This is a genomic window from Streptomyces sp. NPDC057307 (genome assembly GCF_042667665.1).
GTDB lineage: Bacteria > Actinomycetota > Actinomycetes > Streptomycetales > Streptomycetaceae > Streptomyces.
In genome coordinates, this window is sequence record NZ_JBHUZM010000040.1 from 38685 (window position 1) to 56672 (window position 17988).

10 protein-coding genes are annotated in these 17988 nt (G+C 69.3%); 1 reads left to right on the forward strand and 9 read right to left on the reverse strand.

The annotated features are described in order from the left end of the window. Positions 1-108: 108 nt before the first annotated feature. The 9 genes from ACFUN8_RS17025 to ACFUN8_RS17065 all read right to left on the reverse strand — a co-directional run bounded on the left by ACFUN8_RS17025 (position 109) and on the right by ACFUN8_RS17065 (position 14931). The gene (locus ACFUN8_RS17025; protein WP_383637433.1) at positions 109-579 is read right to left on the reverse strand and encodes a Dps family protein; all 471 of its coding nucleotides are present in this window, start codon (positions 577-579) and stop codon (positions 109-111) included. A 223-nt stretch (positions 580-802) separates the two neighbouring features. After that, complete coding sequence (locus ACFUN8_RS17030) at positions 803-1186, reverse strand: helix-turn-helix domain-containing protein (protein WP_383637436.1); 384 nt, start codon at positions 1184-1186, stop codon at positions 803-805. Between the two features lie 109 nt (positions 1187-1295). Continuing rightward, positions 1296-1808 carry a CinA family protein gene (locus ACFUN8_RS17035; protein ID WP_383637463.1) on the reverse strand — a complete coding sequence of 171 codons (513 nt, stop codon included), beginning with the start codon at positions 1806-1808 and terminating at the stop codon, positions 1296-1298. Positions 1809-1915: 107 nt separating this feature from the next. Beyond that, a complete protein-coding gene (gene pgsA, locus ACFUN8_RS17040) occupies positions 1916-2581 on the reverse strand; it encodes a CDP-diacylglycerol--glycerol-3-phosphate 3-phosphatidyltransferase (RefSeq protein WP_383637439.1) in 666 nt (221 codons plus the stop codon). Then, positions 2578-4116 (reverse strand): 30S ribosomal protein S12 methylthiotransferase RimO, encoded by a 1539-nt coding sequence (gene rimO, locus ACFUN8_RS17045; RefSeq protein WP_383637443.1) that lies wholly within the window; start codon positions 4114-4116, stop codon positions 2578-2580. The genes pgsA and rimO overlap by 4 nt, the downstream gene beginning before the upstream one ends. 163 nt (positions 4117-4279) lie before the next feature. Further along, positions 4280-5134, reverse strand: coding sequence for a helix-turn-helix domain-containing protein (locus ACFUN8_RS17050; protein WP_383637446.1), 855 nt, complete (start codon positions 5132-5134; stop codon positions 4280-4282). Between the two features lie 210 nt (positions 5135-5344). Further along, entirely contained in the window at positions 5345-8230 is a 2886-nt protein-coding gene (locus tag ACFUN8_RS17055; RefSeq protein ID WP_383637449.1) for a DNA translocase FtsK, read from the reverse strand. 206 nt (positions 8231-8436) lie between these two features. Next, complete coding sequence (locus ACFUN8_RS17060; protein ID WP_354607352.1) at positions 8437-9102, reverse strand: response regulator; 666 nt, start codon at positions 9100-9102, stop codon at positions 8437-8439. A gap of 279 nt (positions 9103-9381) precedes the next feature. After that, the gene (locus ACFUN8_RS17065; RefSeq protein ID WP_383637453.1) at positions 9382-14931 is read right to left on the reverse strand and encodes a HAMP domain-containing protein; all 5550 of its coding nucleotides are present in this window, start codon (positions 14929-14931) and stop codon (positions 9382-9384) included. A gap of 287 nt (positions 14932-15218) precedes the next feature. On the opposite strand from ACFUN8_RS17065, the gene ACFUN8_RS17070 reads away from it, so the two are divergent. After that, the gene (locus tag ACFUN8_RS17070; RefSeq protein WP_383637456.1) at positions 15219-17870 is read left to right on the forward strand and encodes a SpoIIE family protein phosphatase; all 2652 of its coding nucleotides are present in this window, start codon (positions 15219-15221) and stop codon (positions 17868-17870) included. Positions 17871-17988: the final 118 nt, after the last annotated feature.

The window sequence follows — 17988 nt, forward strand, 5'->3', positions numbered from 1 at the left end:
GAAAGGGCGCATCGGAGCAGTGCACCGCGCACGTCCCACCCTCGCGGCGGCACACCGTACGAAGCACCCGCACCTGTCCCCGCACCCAGCTCACGCGCCTCACGCGCCCTAGGCGCTCTCCGCCTGGAACATCCACGCGTGCTTCTCAAGATCGGCCGTCAGTCCGATCAGGATGTCCTGGGTGATCGGGTCGGGCTCGTCGGTCACGCTGATCCGCTCACGCATGCGAACGATCACCGCGCTGAGGGCGTCCACCAGCGTCCGTACGGCGTCCGTGTCCTTGATCCAGCCGCTGGGGACGGTGCCGATGGCGCTCTGCGCCGCGACCGTCGCCGCCCGGCCGTCCGGGGTCACGCCGATCGCCGAGGCCCGTTCCGCCACGGTGTCGGAGTGCTGCCGGGCCGTGGTGACGACCTCGTCGAGCTGGAGGTGTACGGAGCGGAAGCGGGGCCCGACGATGTTCCAGTGCACCTGCTTGGCCACCAGTGAGAGATCGAGCAGATCCACGAGCGCGCCCTGCAGGGCCTCGCCGACCAGCTTCAGATCCGCCTCGGGCAGTGAACTCTTGACGACAGACATGGGGCGTCCTCCAGTTCATTCACACGTATGCCCACCATGGCACAAGACCCCAAAAGGATCATTTCGGGGAAATCGGTGAAATTCAGAACGCGACCGTCGCCCCGTCGGCAGCATGGCCGGGCTCAGGCGGGCTCAGGCGGGAGCGGGCGGGGTCAGGCAAAGCAGAAGCCCCGGCCGGTCACTGGGACCGTCCGGGGCTCAGGCCTCGGTCACGCCGTACGGATCAAGCGGCGACGACATCCACCGCTTCCGCAGGCGCCTTGATGGTCACCCGCTCCGTCGGCACACCTGCCACCGACGTCACGGAGACGGAATTGAGCATCGGACGTACCGCCGCGGGCACCGGCTGAGTGGCCGCTGCGGACGCGGCCAGCTCGGCCAACGACAGTTCGTCGCTCACTTCGCGCATGAGCTCGGACATCCGTACGTCAAGCGCGTCGCAGATAGCGGAGAGCAGCTCGGAAGAAGCCTCCTTCTGCCCCCGCTCCACCTCGGAGAGATAGCCGAGCGAGACTCGGGCGGACGAGGAGACTTCGCGCAGAGTACGGCCCTGGCGCTGGCGCTGCCGACGCAGTACGTCACCAAGCAGGCGACGGAGCAGAATCATCGGTGGCTCCCTCCTCGGACCGCGTAGCCGCATCCTTCTCGCCCCACCGTACCGCCTCGCGCCGCGGCCGTGCGGGGAGCGATGTCGTGTTCACTCAGGGCTGCAAACATCAAGTCCCCCCGTTCCGTTCCGTATCCTGTGTCCGCCCGTTCCCGGTCAGTTCGCCGGAGAGCAGTTCCAGCACGCTCCGTACACTCTCTCTACGGATTTCCGCCCGGTCACCGTTCAACCGCAGTGCGGCCACTTTCTCGGCACCGTCCGGACCGCTCGCCGCCACGTAGACGGTGCCCACGGACTGTCCGTCCTGTGGTTCGGGACCCGCGACGCCGGTGGTCGAGATGCCCCAGCCGGCGGTCAGTACGTCCCGTACGCCGACGGCCATCTGCCGTGCGACCTCGGGATCCACCGCGCCCCGCTCGGCCAGAAGTGTTCCGTCCACGCCGAGGACGTCGCGCTTGACGTCCGTCGCGTAGGCCGTGATTCCCCCGCGGAGCACCTTCGAGGCGCCGGGGACGGAGGTCAGTTCCGCGGCCACGAGACCGCCGGTCAGCGATTCCGCCACCGCCAGCGTCGCTCCTCGCCGTACGAGCAGATCGAGTACCCGGGCGGCGACCTCCCTCAGTGGAACGTCGTCGGCGGCCGCATCCTTCCCGGCGGCCGGTACGGCCCCCGCACCACCCTGCGTCCCGGACCTTCCCGCAGTCGCAGACGTCCCGGCCCTCCCCAAGGTCACGAAGCGCTCTCCGCCCGGTCGGTCTCGGCCGCCAGGCCCGACCTCCGTAGGACGATCGCCTGACGCACATAGTCCAGGCCGGTCAGCACGGTCAGCACGACCGCGAGCGCCATCACCCAGAACCGCAGCGTGGCCAGCGGCCCCGTCAGCGCCAGCACGTACATGCCGACGGCCACTCCCTGCGCCAGCGTCTTCATCTTGCCGCCGCGGCTGGCCGGAATGACCCCGAGCCGGATCACCCAGAACCGCATCAGCGTGATCCCGAGCTCGCGGAAGAGAATGACGCCGGTCACCCACCACGGCAGATCCCCCAGCACGGAGAGACTGACCAGCCCCGCCGCCATGATCGCCTTGTCTGCGATCGGGTCGGCGATCTTCCCGAAGTCGGTGACCAGGTTGTACGTACGGGCCAGATGCCCGTCGAAGATGTCGGTGATCATGGCCACGGCGAACGCGGCCCAGGCCCAGGCGCGCCAGGCGGGATCGTATCCGCCGTCCTGGAACAGCAGCGCCACGAAGGCCGGTACAAGCACCAGCCGCATCATGGTGAGGATGTTGGCGATGTTCCACACGCTGGCCTGATTGACGGCCGCAGCCCCCAGCTTGCCGCCGGGCACCGGCCTACCCTGGCCGCCCTCGGCCGATGCCGGGACTCCGGTCATCTGGCTGCCTCCTCGCCGGCGCTCCGGGGCTCGTCCCCGGTGAAGCCGCAGTACTCGGCCACCAGGTCCACGCCCTCGGTGCCGACCACCTTTGCCTCGACCATACGACCGGGACGCAGGCCCTCGCCCGACGTGAAGATCACCTGGCCGTCGGTCTCGGGCGCCTGGTGGGCGGCCCGGCCCACGGCGGGCTCCTCGGCGTCGTCCGAGGAGTCGGAGACGGACTCCACGAGCACCGTCAGGGTCTCCCCCAGGCGCTCCTCGGCCCGCTGCAAGGTCAGCTCGTCGGCCAGCCGCGACAGATGCGCCAGCCGTTCGGCCACGACGTCCTCGTCGAGCTTGTGCTCGTACGTCGCCGCCTCGGTGCCGTCCTCGTCCGAGTAACCGAACACACCGATGGCGTCGAGCCGCGCGCCGGTGAGGAACCGTTCCAGCTCCGCGAAGTCCGCCTCGGTCTCGCCCGGGAAGCCCACGATGAAGTTGGAGCGCACGCCCGCCTGCGGGGCCTTGCCCCGGATCGTCTCCAGCAGTTCCAGGAAGCGGTCGGTGTCGCCGAAGCGACGCATCGCGCGTAGCACGGAGGGCGCGGAGTGCTGGAAGGACAGGTCGAAGTACGGGGCGACGCCGGGCGTCGACGTCAGGACGTCGATGAGTCCGGGGCGCATCTCGGCGGGCTGGAGGTAGCTGACCCGTACGCGCTCGATCCCGTCGACCGCCGCGAGTTCGGGCAGCAGCGTCTCCAGGAGGCGGATGTCGCCGAGGTCTTTTCCGTAGGAGGTGTTGTTCTCGGAGACGAGCATGACCTCCTTGACGCCCTGCTCGGCCAGCCAGCGCGTCTCACCCAGCACGTCGGAGGGACGGCGCGAGATGAAGGAGCCGCGGAAGGAGGGGATGGCGCAGAAGGTGCAGCGCCGGTCGCACCCGGAGGCCAGCTTCACGGAGGCGACGGGGCTGTTGTCGAGACGCCGGCGCAGCGGGGCGCGCGGACCGGAGGCGGGTGCGAGTCCCTGCGGCAGGTCCGCGGGAGCGGGGATGACCGCCTCGGTAGGAGGAGGCGTCGCCTCGGCACCGTGTCCGGGCAGGGCCACACCGGTGGCGCCCTGGCGGTCGGCCGGGCTCAGCGGGAGCAGCTTGCGCCGGTCGCGGGGCGTGTGCGAGGCGTGGATACCGCCGTTGAGGATGGTCTGGAGGCGGTCCGAGATGTCGGCGTAGTCGTCGAATCCGAGCACGCCGTCCGCTTCGGGGAGCGATTCCGCGAGTTCCTTGCCGTAGCGCTCGGCCATGCAGCCGACGGCGACGACGGCCTGGGTTCTGCCGTGATCCTTCAGATCGTTGGCTTCCAGCAGGGCGTCGACGGAGTCCTTCTTGGCGGCTTCGACGAAGCCGCAGGTGTTGACGACGGCGACGTCCGCGTCGGCGGCTTCCTCGACGAGCTCCCAGCCGTCCGCTGCCAAGCGGCCTGCAAGCTCCTCCGAGTCCACCTCGTTACGGGCGCAGCCAAGCGTGACAAGGGCGACGGTACGGCGTTCGGGCATGGGCTCAAGACTACTTTGTCCTGGCCGCCCTCCTGCCGTGCAGGGTTGCCCGGCCCGTCCGGGGACCGCGCGCCGCTCCCCGACGGCCTCCGCGCGTCTCCCGACGACCACTCACCCGATGCCCGCCGACGCCTTCGGATCCCGCCCGGCGCCGGCCGCGGCATCAGCCCGCCTCGGGGTCGCCCTTCGTGTACGACGGCCGCTCGACCTGGCCGGGCTTGAAGTCCTCGTCGACCTGCTTGCCGTTGACGAAGATGTCGATGACCCCGGCGTTGCCGAGGATGAAGTCGATCTGCTCGTCGTCCTGGAAGGTCTTGGACTCACCCTTGAGAAGCAGTCCGTCGAAGATCAGTTCACCGTTGGGGGACTTGGCGGAGATCCAGCTCTTGTCCTCGACCGCGGAGAGCTTGACGGTCACCTTGTCGGCCGGGGCCGCGGCGATGGCGCTGTCCGACGGGTCGGGCTTCGGGTCGGCGGGCTTCGTGGTGCTCGGCTCGGAGGTCGTCTTCTCGGGCGCGGGGCCTTCGGCGATCTGCTTGCCCTGGCCCTCCTCGTCGGTGCCGTTGAACATGGTGAAGCCGACGAAGCCGATCACCGCGACGATCGCGGCGACCATGGCCGCCGTCCAGTTGGGACGGCGCCGCTCCGGACGGATGCGCTCGGCCTCGAACAGCGGGGCCGCGGGCGTCGGCGCGGGGCGCCCGCCGTGCTCGGAGTCGTACTGCCCGACAAGAGGTTCGGGGTCGATCCCGACGGAGCGCGCGAGCGTGCGGATGTGGCCTCGCGCGTAGACGTCGCCGCCGCAGCGCGAGAAGTCGTCCTGCTCGATCGCTTGCACGATGGGAACGCGCACCCGGGTGGAGGCGCTGACCTCTTCGATGGTCAGACCTGCGGCGGTGCGTGCTTGCTGGAGGACGTGACCGACCGAAGGCTTGTCCTCTTCGGTCGCGGGCCGCTCGTCCTCAGCGGGGTCGACGGCGGAAGGCTGGTCGTCTTCGGGGGAGTTGCCGATGGACACGGGAGTGCCTTTCGAGCGTGTAGCCACCTGCTGGAAGTTCAGTCTATGGGTGGTACGAAAGGGTGGGGCAACCGGGCGGACGCACTTTGTACGCCATCTGAATGGCCGGACGGCGTGTCGGCGGGACACCGAGGTGTCTCTCTCTCCACGTTGACGTCCGACCGGGGGAAAGGGTTGCTCCAGATATCCCTCGGATCGCTTCGGGCTCCGTCAATTTCCGTCAGCTCCTTCGGGAGCGGGCTCGCCGCGGATGACGGCGAGGACTCCGTCCAGCTCGTCTGCCTTCACCAGCACATCACGCGCCTTGGAACCCTCGCTGGGACCGACGATGTTCCGCGATTCCATCAGATCCATGAGCCTGCCCGCTTTGGCGAAACCCACGCGCAACTTGCGCTGAAGCATGGATGTCGAACCGAATTGTGTGGAGACCACCAACTCGGCCGCCTGGCACAGCAGATCGAGATCGTCGCCGATGTCCTCGTCGATCTGCTTCTTCTTGGCCGTGCCGACGACGACGTCCTCCCGGAAGACCGGCGCCATCTGATCCTTGCAGTGCTGGACGACGGCCGCGACCTCCTCCTCCGTGACGAAGGCGCCCTGCATACGGGTCGGCTTGCTGGCGCCCATGGGGAGGAACAGCCCGTCGCCCTTGCCGATCAGCTTCTCGGCGCCGGGCTGGTCGAGGATGACCCGGCTGTCGGCGAGCGAGGAGGTCGCGAAGGCGAGCCGGGAGGGCACATTCGCCTTGATCAGACCGGTGACGACGTCGACCGAGGGGCGCTGGGTGGCGAGCACCAGATGGATACCGGCGGCGCGGGCCAACTGGGTGATGCGGACGATCGCGTCCTCGACGTCGCGCGGCGCGACCATCATCAGGTCGGCCAGCTCGTCCACGATCACCAGCAGATACGGATAGGGCGTCAGCTCGCGCTCGCTGCCCTCGGGGGCCTTGACCTTGCCCTTGCGTACGGCCTGGTTGAAGTCGTCGATGTGGCGGTAGCCGTACGCCGCGAGGTCGTCGTACCGCAGGTCCATCTCCCGCACGACCCACTGGAGCGCCTCGGCGGCCCGCTTGGGGTTGGTGATGATGGGCGTGATCAGGTGCGGGATGCCCTCGTACGCCGTGAGCTCGACCCGCTTGGGGTCGACGAGGACCATCCGGACGTCCTCCGGGGTCGCCCTCGCCATCACCGAGGTGATCAGGCAGTTGATGCAGGAGGACTTGCCGGATCCGGTGGCGCCGGCGACCAGCAGGTGCGGCATCTTGGAGAGGTTGGCCATCTCGTAGCCGCCCTCGACGTTCTTGCCGAGCGCGACCAGCATCGGGTGGTCGTCCTCGGCGGCGTCGGCGAGCCGCAGGACGTCGCCGAGGTTGACCATCTCCCGGTCGGAGTTGGGGATCTCGATGCCGACGGCGGACTTGCCGGGGATGGGGCTGATGATCCGGACGTCGGGGCTGGCCACGGCGTAGGCGATGTTCTTGGTGAGGGCGGTGATGCGCTCGACCTTCACGGCCGGGCCGAGCTGGACCTCGTAGCGCGTGACGGTCGGTCCCCGGGTGAAGCCGGTGACGGTCGCGTCGACCTTGAACTCCATGAAGACGTTGGTCAGCGAGTCGACGACCGCGTCGTTGGCGGCGCTGCGGGTCTTGCCGGGGCCGCCCCGTTCCAGCAGGTCCAGGGACGGCAGGGAGTAGGTGATGTCGCCGGCGAGCTGAAGCTGCTCCGCGCGCGGGGGCAGCGGCCGGTCCTGCGCGGGTGGCGGCTTGGTCAGGTCGGCCACGGCGCCGGGCAGCGACCGCGCCGCGGCGTCACGTGGCTCCGGCTCGCGCGCCGTGGGTACGGAGCGCTCCCCCGGCCGGGCCGCCGATTCCGTGCCCGATCTGCCGCCGGCCCCGCGCGTACGCTCCCCCGGCCGTGCCTTCGCCGCGTCCCGCGTGCGGTCGGCCGAGACGCCCTGGGTGAGGTCGGCGACGATCGGCGAGGGCGGCATCCCGTTGAGTACGGCTCCGTCCAGCGCGGCGGCGGCGGCCGCGGCCACGTCGACGGCGTCCATGGGCCGGTCGTGGCCGGGCTGCACGGACTGCCTGCGCGGGCGCCGGCGGCGTACCAGCGCCTCGGCCTCGGCCCGGTCGGGGTCGTACTCCTCGGGTGCCTCGCCGCGCCGCGCCGCCGAGCGGCGGCCACGTGCGGGCAGGGCCTCACGCCACTGGTCGTCGTACCGCTCGTCGTCGCCGTCGTACTCCCGCTCGTGCTCCTCGTCGTAGCGGTCGGCGGGGGCGGGATCGAGGATGCCGAGCCGGACACAGAGCTGGCGCAGCCGCTGCGGGATGGCGTTGACGGGTGTCGCCGTGACGACGAGCAGCCCGAAAACGGTGAGCAGGACCAGCATCGGTACGGCGAGCACCTCGCCCATGGCGAAGATCAGTGGCATGGATGCGGCCCAGCCGATGAGCCCGCCGGCGTCCTGCATCGCCTCCGTACCCGCGTCGCGGCCCGGGGAGCCGCAGGCGATGTGCACGAGCCCGAGGACGCCGATCACCAGCGCGGAGAGGCCGATGACGATGCGTCCGTTGGCCTCGGGCCGCTGCGGATAGAGGATCAGCCGGACGGCGACGGCGCCCAGCAGTATCGGGACGAGCAGGTCGAGCCGGCCGAAGGCACCGGTGATCAGCATCTCGACGAGATCGCCGACCGGGCCTCGCAGGTTCGACCACGTACCGGCGGCGACGATCAGGGCCAGCGCGAGCAGCAGCAGCGCGATGCCGTCCTTGCGGTGTGCCGGGTCGAGCCCCTTCGCGCCCCGTCCTATGCCGCGGAACATCGCGCCGACCGTGTGCGCGAGACCCAGCCAGAGGGCGCGTACGAGACGGTAGACGCCGTTCGTCGGGGACGGTGCGGGCTTCGGTGCCGGTTTGGCCGCGGACTTCTTCGCGGGAGCCTTCTTGGCCGGTGCCTTCTTCGTGGGTGCTGTCTTCTTCGCCACGGCCTTGGCGGCGGGGGCCGCCTTCTTCGCGGCACCGCTCGGACGGCCGGCACGCGGTTTCGCGGTGCCCGCCGTGCCCTGGGAACCCTTGCCGGACGTACGTGAGGCCATGGGGGTGAGGTTACCGGTGTGAACGGCGACGGACACGTGTGCCTACCGCTTCACCCGTTCGTGTCGCCCACCGTCGGCCCGAAACTGACGCCGTTTCAGGCGGTCGGGCCGGGGCCTCGGGCCGGCCTTCGGCGGGATCTCGGCCGGCCCTCGGGACAGACCGAAACGGGCCGCCCACGGGCCCGTTGGAGCCCGGGACGTACCCGTCAGTTCGGTGAGGGAAGCGGGGAGCCGCCTCCGCTGCCCGGCTCCAGGGCGTCCAGCGCCCGGCGGAGCCCGGTCAGTTTCCGCTCCAGATGCGCGGCGGTGGCGACGGCCACCGCGTCGGCCGACTCGTCGTCCAGCTGCTTGGAGAGCGCCTCGGCCTGCTCCTCAACTGCGGCGAGCCTGGCGGACAGTTCGGCGAGAAGACCCGTCGGTTCCTTGACCTCGCCCGCTCCCGCCAGTTGCAGCCTGAGCAGTTCGGCCTGCTCCTTCAACTGGCAGTTCTTCATGTACAGCTCGACGAAGACCGAGACCTTCGCGCGCAGCACCCACGGGTCGAACGGCTTGGAGATGTAGTCCACCGCACCGGCGGCGTAGCCCCGGAAGGTGTGGTGCGGACCGTGGTTGATGGCCGTGAGGAAGATGATCGGGATGTCCCGTGTCCGCTCACGCCTCTTGATGTGCGCGGCGGTCTCGAAACCGTCCATCCCGGGCATCTGGACGTCCAGCAGAATGACCGCGAAGTCGTCCGTCAGCAGCGCCTTGAGCGCTTCCTCCCCTGACGATGCCCGCACCAGCGTCTGATCGAGCGCGGAGAGAATGGCCTCCAGCGCCAGCAGATTCTCCGGCCGGTCATCGACCAGGAGGATCTTGGCCTTCTGCACCATGGCCCGCCCTCCTCGCCCCGGCTGTGCACCGGGCGCCGCCCCAGGGGACGACTCCCTTACGCCGTCCGTCCTTGTGCCGGTCATGGTAGCCGCACCCCGCCTGTCGCCACACCCTGTCACCGCGATGTCACTGTGCACGTAGCAAAAACGTCACAGGAGCTCGGAAAGTTCCCCGATTACCTGCGGCCCACACGTGATCGGCCACAAGAACTCACCTTCTCCCACAGGTTCGCACAGCCGCCGGTCACTTCTGAAGCCGCTCCCGGCATCACTTCCGTGTCACTTCTGCTGCATCCACTGCTCCATCACCGACAGAAGATGATCGGGATCGACCGGCTTTGTCACATAGTCAGATGCGCCGGAGTCGATCGCCTTCTCCCGGTCGCCCTTCATCGCCTTCGCGGTGAGCGCGATGATCGGCAGCCCCGCGAACTGCGGCATCCTGCGGATCGCCGTCGTCGTCGCGTATCCGTCCATCTCCGGCATCATGATGTCCATCAGCACCAGCGTCACGTCGTCGTGCTGCTCCAACACCTCGATGCCCTCACGGCCGTTCTCGGCGTACAGCACCGACAGACCGTGCTGTTCGAGGACGCTGGTGAGCGCGAAGACGTTGCGGATGTCGTCGTCCACGATCAGCACCTTCTCGCCGCCGAAGGAGAACGTACGCCGCTCCTCCGGAGCGTCCTGCGCGTCGGCCGCCCAGGACTCGTCCGCCCCCGAACCACCCGACGGCCGCGAGCCGTTGGCCGTGCCCGCGGAGCCGTTCCCGGCGGCCGGCAACCCGGACGGACCTCCTGGGCGCCCGGACAGCGAGTTCAGCTGCTCGGGACCGCCCAGGGCCTTGCGCCGGCGCCGGAACAGCGCCGCGGGCCCCGTACGGGCCTCCGAGGGGGCCGCGGGCCGGTCCAGCCGCGCCTGCTCCGGCGACAGGGCCGCGGAGTCGCTGTTGCCGCGCTGCGGGTCGATGCCCGGAGTCAGCTGCGGGTAGCCCTGCGGGGGCAGTTCGCTGGCGTGCAGCGGCAGGTACAGCGTGAACGTCGAGCCGCGGCCCGGCTCGCTCGCCGCGTGGATCTCGCCGCCGAGCAGCCGGGCGATCTCCCGGCTGATGGACAGGCCCAGACCCGTACCTCCGTACTTACGGCTCGTCGTACCGTCCGCCTGCTTGAACGCCTCGAAGATCACCCGCATCTTGCTCGCCGCGATCCCGATTCCGGTGTCGGTGACCGAGAAGGCGATCAGATCGGCGTCCGCGTCACGCAGCGAACCGGCCTCCAGCAGTTGCTCCCTGATCGCGTTGGGCACATCCGCCCCGGCGGGCCGGATCACCAGCTCCACGGCGCCCGTGTCGGTGAACTTCACCGCGTTGGACAGCAGGTTGCGCAGCACCTGGAGCAGCCGCTGCTCGTCGGTGTGCAGCGTCGCGGGCAGCTCCGGCGAGACCCGTACGGAGAAATCGAGCCCCTTCTCCGCCGTCAGCGGCCGGAACGTCGCCTCGACGTAGTCGACGAGTTGCACGAGCGCGATCCGCGTCGGGCTGACGTCCATCTTGCCCGCCTCGACCTTCGACAGATCGAGGATGTCGTTGATGAGCTGGAGCAGGTCGGAGCCCGCGCCGTGGATCGTCTCGGCGAACTCCACCTGCTTCGGTGAGAGATTCATCTCCGCGTTGTCCGCGAGCAGCTTCGCCAGGATCAGCAGCGAGTTCAGCGGCGTACGCAACTCGTGCGACATGTTCGCCAGGAACTCGGACTTGTAGCGCATCGACACCGCGAGCTGCTCGGCGCGCTCCTCCAGCACCTGCCGCGCCTCTTCGATCTCGGTGTTCTTCACCTCGATGTCGCGGTTCTGACGGGCCAGCAGCTCCGCCTTCTCCTCCAGCTCCGCGTTGGAGGACTGGAGGGCCTTCTGCCGGTTCTCCAGCTCCGCCGAGCGCTCCCGCAGCTGCTCCGTCAGCTCCTGCGACTGCTTGAGCAGCACCTCGGTCTTGGTGTTGACGCTGATGGTGTTGACGCTCGTCGCGATCATCTCGGCGATCTGGTTGAGGAAGTCGCGCTGGATCTGGGTGAAGGGCTGGAACGACGCCAGCTCGATCACACCGAGGACCTTGCCCTCGAACAGCACCGGCAGCACGATCACATACGCCGGTGACGCCTCGCCGAGCCCCGAGGAGATCTTGAGATAGCCCGGCGGCACATTGACCTGGATCGTGCGCTTCTCCTCGGCGGCCGTACCGATGAGGGTCTCGCCGGGCCGGAAGGAGGTCGGCATCGAACCGGCCGAGTAGCCGTAACTGCCGCGCATGCACAGCTCGTACGAGCCGTCGCGCCCGCCGCCCGTCCCCAGCTCGGACGCGGTGCCGGTCGGCATGGCGAGGAAGAACGCGCCGTGCTGCGCCGCGACCACCGGCGTCAGCTCGCTCATGATCAGCGAGGCCACGTCGTCCAGGTCGCGGCGGCCCTGCATCAGACCGGAGATACGGGCCAGGTTGCCCTTGAGCCAGTCCTGCTCCTCGTTGGCGAGGGTGGTGTCGCGCAGGTTGGCGATCATGGTGTTGATGTTGTCCTGGAGGACCTGGATCTCGCCCGCCGCGTCGACGTCGATCTTCAGATTCAGATCACCGCGGGTCACCGCGGTGGCGACGGCGGCGATGGCCCGCACCTGACGGGTCAGGTTGCCGGCCATCTCGTTCACCGACTCGGTGAGGTCGCGCCAGGTGCCGTCGACGTCCCTGACCCGGGCCTGGCCGCCCAACTGCCCGTCCGTGCCCACCTCGCGGGCCACACGGGTGACCTGATCGGCGAACGAGGAGAGCTGGTCGACCATCGTGTTGATGGTGTTCTTCAGCTCCAGAATCTCACCGCGGGCGTCGATGTCGATCTTCTTGGTGAGATCGCCCTTCGCGATGGCGGTGGTGACCGTGGCGATCTGGCGCACCTGACCCGTCAGGTTGGACGCCATCGAGTTCACCGACTCGGTGAGGTCCTTCCACGTCCCGGAGACGCCCGGGACGCGCGCCTGGCCGCCCAACTCGCCCTCGGTGCCCACCTCGCGGGCGACCCGGGTCACCTCGTCGGCGAACGACGACAACGTCGTCACCATGATGTTGACGGTGTCGGCCAGCTCGGCGACCTCACCGCGCGCCTCGACGGTGACCTTCTTCGTCAGGTCACCGTTGGCGACGGCCGAGGAGACCCGCGAGATGTTCCGCACCTGACTGGTGAGGTTGTTGGCCATCGTGTTGACGTTGTCGCTGAGGTCCTTCCAGATGCCGGTGACGCCCCGCACCCGCGCCTGGCCGCCGAGGATGCCCTCCGTGCCCACCTCGCGGGCCACGCGGGTCACCTCGTCGGCGAAGTTCGACAACTGGTCGACCATCGTGTTGACGGTGGTGACGAGGTCGAGGATCTCGCCCTTGGCGTCGACGGTGATCTTCTTCGACAGGTCGCCCTTGGCGACGGCCGTCGTGACCTGGGCGATCTGCCGCACCTGGTCCGTCAGATTGCCCGCCATGAAGTTGACGGACTGGGTGAGGTCCTTCCAGGTGCCCGAGACACCCTGCACCTCGGCCTGACCGCCGAGCATGCCCTCCGTACCGACCTCGCGGGCGACCCGGGTCACCTGCTCCGCGAAGTTCGACAACTGGTCGACCATCGTGTTGAGGGTGTTCTTCAGCTCCAGGATCTCGCCGCGCGCGTCCACGTCGATCTTCTGCGACAGATCACCGCGCGCCACCGCCGTGGCGACCTGCGCGATGTTGCGGACCTGGGAGGTCAGGTTCCCCGCCATGCCGTTCACGGAGTCCGTCAGATCGCGCCAGACACCGGCGACGCCCGGCACCTGGGCCTGACCGCCCAGCCTGCCGTCCGTACCCACCTCACGGGCGACCCGGGTCACCTGCTCGGCGAAGGCCGAGAGCTGGTCGACCATCGTGTTGATGGTGTTCTTCAGCTCCAGGATCTCGCCCCGGGCGTCCACGTCGATCTTCTGCGACAGATCACCGCGCGCCACCGCCGTGGTCACCTGGGCGATCTGCCGCACCTGGTCCGTCAGATTGCCGGCCATGAAGTTGACGGAGTCGGTCAGCTCCTTCCACGTACCGGAGACGCCGTCCACGCGCGCCTGGCCGCCCAGCCTGCCCTCCGTACCCACGTCACGCGCCATCCGCGTCACCTGGTCGGCGAACGACGACAGCTGCGCCACCATCGTGTTGACCGTGTTCTTCAGTTCGAGCATCTCGCCCGCGACGTCGACGGTCACCTTCTGGGAAAGATCGCCGTTCGCCACCGCCGTCGTCACCTGCGCGATGTCCCGCACCTGACCGGTGAGGTTACGGAACGCGGTGTTGACCGAGTCGGTGAGGTCCTTCCACGTACCCGCCGCGCCCGGCACCTCGGCCTGGCCGCCCAGTTGGCCCTCGACGCCGACCTCGCGGGCGACCCGCGTCACCTCGGAACCGAACGAATTGAGCTGCCGCACCATCGTGTTGACGGTGTTCTTCAGTTCGAGCATCTCGCCGGCCACGTCGACGGTGACCTTCTGGGAAAGGTCACCGTTCGCGACCGCCGTCGTCACCTGTGCGATGTCCCGCACCTGGGTGGTCAGATTGCGGAAGACGGTGTTGACCGAGTCCGTCAGGTCCTTCCAGGTGCCCGCGGCGCCCGGCACCTGCGCCTGGCCGCCCAGCACACCGGAGCCACCGACCTCGCTCGCCACCCGGGTGACCTCGTCGGCGAACGTACGCAGCGTCTCGGTCATCTGGTTGATCGTCTCGGCGAGCTGCGCGACCTCGCCGCGCGCGCTGACCGTGACCTTCTGGGAAAGATCGCCGTTCGCGACGGCGGTGGTGACCTCGGCGATGCCACGCACCTGACTGGTCAGGTTGCCGGCCATCGTGTTCACCGAATCGGTGAGGTCCTTCCACACACCGGCCACGCCGGGCACGGTGGCCTGGCCACCGAGTTCGCCCTCCGTGCCGACCTCGCGGGCCACCCGTGTCACCTCGGACGAGAACGACGACAGCTGGTCCACCATCGTGTTCACGGTGTTCTTCAGCTGAAGCATCTCGCCGGCCACGTGCACGGTGACCTTGCGCGACAGATCACCCTTGGCGACGGCCGTCGTAACGAGAGCAATGTCACGTACCTGAGCCGTGAGCCGGTACGCCATCGTGTTGACGGAATCCGTGAGGTCCTTCCACGAACCCGACATACCGCGCACCTTGGCCTGGCCGCCGAGCTTGCCCTCGGTACCTACCTCCAGCGCCACGCGCGTCACCTCGTCGGTGAACGCGGACAGCTGATCGACCAGGTTGTTGACGGTCCTGGCCACCTTCAGGAACTCGCCGCGCAGCGGGCGCTCCGTCCCCGCCGAACCCTCGGCGAAGTGCGAACGCAGCTCCATCCGCTGCTCCAGGTCACCCTCGGCGACCGCCGACAGCACCCGCCCGACCTCGGACACGGGGCGCGCCAGGTCGTCCACCAGCGCGTTCGACGCGTCGATGGCGGTGGCCCAGGAACCTTCGCAGGCGCCCGTCTCCAGCCGCTCCGTGAGCTTCCCCTCACGGCCGACCATGCGCCGTACACGGGCCAGCTCACCCGTGAGGTGCAGATTCCGGTCCGCCACCTCGTTGAACACGGCGGAGATCTCCGCCATCACATCGTCACCGGAGACGGTCAGGCGTTTACGGAAGTTACCGTCCCGCATCGCCACCAGGGCCGTCAGCAGTCTGTTCAGAGCCGCCGCATCGACCTCGATGGCCCCGTTGTTCCGGGACCGTCCGCCTTTTGCGCGCGTGCTGTTGCCACGCGCCGCCACGCCAGACTCCACCGTGTCCCTCCCGCGGGGGTTGACCGTACTGACTGCTCAGACCTGTTTACTCGAACCGTCTCTGGAATCCTGCCCAGTGTTTCACCATGGCTGAACCTGGCGATAACAGATCGGCAGCTTCGCATAGCGTCCCCACCCCCGGTGGGTGGAAACAGTGGCGACCGGCATCCACCCTCGCAGCGAAGGTAAGTAACCTGGCATCCGGCTGTCCAACCGTCCCGGTCTGCCCGGCGGGGGCGGTGTGGCGAACGTACTACCACCGGGCATCTGGAGGGCGGGGCCGCATCATGGCAGAGCCGGGCGTCGAGACGCGTACGAGGAGTTTTGTGATCACCGCGCGGGCGGCTGCCAGCTTCGACCCTGTCGGGCGGTCCGTCGCGACCGCCCGCGCCTTTGTCCGTGACACGCTCCAGGGGTGGGGATACTCCGACGTCGTCGACGACGCCGTCGTTCTCACCAGCGAACTCGTCACCAACGCCGTCATCCACGCCGGCACCTCCGCGGACGTGCTCTGCCTCCGTACGGAGGACGGCGTCCGCGTCGAGGTCTCGGACCGCTATCCCGACCGTGAAGTCCCCATGCAGGGCACGGGGCTGTCACTGGGCAGCCCCGACCGGGAGAACGGCCGCGGACTGCTCCTCTGCGCGGCCCTGGCCTCCTCCTGGGGCGTCGACTACACCCCGACGCACAAACAGGTCTGGTTCCAGCTCGACCTGCCCGACCGCCCCGTGGGTGCCCGGTCCGCCGGCCCCGTCATTCCCAACGCGCTCCTCCCCGTCACCGACGAACGGGTCAGGGTCGCCGTCGTCCAGATCGACAGAACCGGCGCCGTCTCGACCTGGAACGAGGACGCCGAGCACCTCTTCGGCTACCCCGCCGACCAGGTCATCGGCAAGCCCCTCACCGACTTCGCCGCCTGGCCGCACACACCGGGCATCGGCACCGGCATCGCCGAGGCGCTGCTGCTGTCGCGCTGGGAGGGCAGTTACGGGATCCGGGGCAGCGACGGCCGAGTCATCCCCGTGTACGCCTCCCACCTCCGGGTCCGCGACACCGAGGGTGAGCCGTCCACCGTCTGCCTCCTCGTACGCGACGACGAACGCGCCGTCATCCAGACCCCGCAGCGCGCCCCCGCCACCGAGGCGGGCGCCGAGAGCCGCACCGTGGACCCCTTCGAGGTCTTCATCGGCTCACCGGCCCCCGAGGACCTCGACGGCCTGCTCCAGCGCACCGTGGAGCGCGCCCGCGACATGCTCGAAGGCGACTCCGCGTTCCTCCTGCTCGCCACCGACGACGAGACGGAGCTGGAGGTACGCGCCACCACCGGCCTCCCCTCGGCCCGGCAGCGCTTCGCCCGTGTCCCGGTGGAGGCCGGCACGGGACGGTACGGCTCCGCCCGGATGCCCGCCGTCCACGAGGACCTCGCGATCGTTCCCGGCGCCGTCCCGCTGCTCAACGGCACCGGCATGCGCTCCGTCGTCACCGTGCCGCTCAAGGTCGAGGGCCGGCTCACCGGCTCGCTCGGCGTCGCCGCCGAATCAGCGGGCCGGTACTCCAACGAGGAGGCGCTGCGCCTCCAGTTCGCCGCCGACCGCATCGCCCTGGCCGTCGAGTCGGCCCGGCTCGGCGAGCTCGAACGCCTCCGGCGCGGTTCGCTCTCCTTCCTCGTCGAAGCCTCCGACCTGCTGGCCGGCACGCTCGACCGGGACCAGACGCTCGCGCTGATGGCCCAGATGACGGTGCCGACCCTCGCGACCTGGTGCGCCGTCTACACCATCGCCGACCAGGCGTCGGACCCGTACCTCTCCTACGTGCTGCACGAGGACGAGGAGCGCATCGACGGCCTGAAGGCCCTGCTCTCCAAGATCGATCCGCCCGAGCCGGTCCCGACTCCGGGCGCCCGCGTCTGGACCGGCCCGGCCGACGCCGCGCACCAGGCGGCGCTCCGTACGTCCATGAGGGAGCTGGGAGGGGCCTCCACGCCCGTCTCCTCCGGAATCGGAACCACGCTCGCCACGGCCGCCGCGGTGGGCGGAGAGACCGTCGTACTGCCTCTGGTCGCCCGTAACCGCGTGATCGGGATGCTCACCCTCGGCAAGCCGTCCGACGACCACTTCCGCCAGGAGATCCTGGAGCTGGCCGAGGACCTGTCCCGCCGAGCGGCGCTCGCGCTCGACAACGCGCGCCTCTACTCGGAGCGCATGGCGATCAGTCAGTCCCTCCAACGCAGCCTGCTGCCGCCGGAGTTGCCCCAGGTGCCCAATGTCGAGGTGGAGGTCATCTACCGCGCGGCGGGCGAAGGCAACGAGGTGGGCGGCGACTTCTACGACCTCTTCCCCATCCGCGACGGTGCGTACGGCTTCGCCATCGGCGACGTCTGCGGTACGGGCCCGGAGGCCGCGGCGGTGACGGGCCTCGCCCGACACGCGCTCCGGCTCCTCGCCCGTGAGGGCTTCAGCGGCCCGGCGGTGCTGGAGCGCCTGAACGCGGCGATCCTCGACGAGGGCGCGCGGAGCCGCTTCCTGACGCTGCTGTACGGGGAGTTGTGGCCCCAGGAGGACGGCAGCGCGGTCCTGAAGGTCGTCTGTGCCGGCCACCCGCTGCCGCTGCGTCTGCGCCAGGACGGCACGGTGGAGGCGGCGGCGGACCCGCAGCCGCTGCTCGGGGTCATGGACGACCTGGAGCTGTACGAGCAAATGGTCACCCTCGATCCGGGCGACGTCCTCCTCTGTGTCACCGACGGCGTCACCGAACGCCGCGAAGGGACGCGGATGCTGGGTGACGACGGCCTCATCGACGTACTGACGGGCTGTACGGGCCTCACGGCCGGCGCCGTCGCGTCACGCGTGCTGCGAGCGGTGGAGAGGTTCGCGGCGGAGCCGGCTTCGGACGACATGGCGATCCTGGCGATGCGCGTACCGGAGCCGCAGAAGAACTGACGGATCGACGGACGTCGGGGGACGGACAGTCAGACATCGGACAAAGAAGAAGGGCCCCGCCATCAGGCGGGGCCCTTCTTCTTCGCTGGAGCCCCAATACGGAATCGAACCGTAGACC